Annotated in this window: 1 pseudogene; it reads right to left on the reverse strand. The window is 61.6% G+C overall.

What is annotated here, in order from left to right:
- Positions 1–255: pseudogene (locus IB264_RS35765) on the reverse strand (hypothetical protein); the annotation flags it as partial.

The raw sequence follows: 255 nt of genomic DNA on the forward strand, positions 1-255 counted from the left end.
ATCGCGCATCGCCTCATGGGCGGGATCGGGGATCCAGACGGCGCTCAGTTCACCAGCGCGATGAAGCCTTGCCAGATTGTTGGCATCTCGACGGTCTGTCTTGATGCGATCGCCCGGCTTTCGCGGGGTCAAAGAGGGGGCGACAACCACGCAGTCATGACCTGCGGCAGACAGTTGGCGCTGAATGCCATAGCCGCAGGGTCCTGCTTCGTAGCAAAACTTCAGCGTCCGCCCTGGCTGTGAAAGCTTCGCCAG

It is taken from the genome of Ensifer sp. ENS11 (assembly GCF_014851895.1).
GTDB lineage: Bacteria > Pseudomonadota > Alphaproteobacteria > Rhizobiales > Rhizobiaceae > Ensifer > Ensifer canadensis.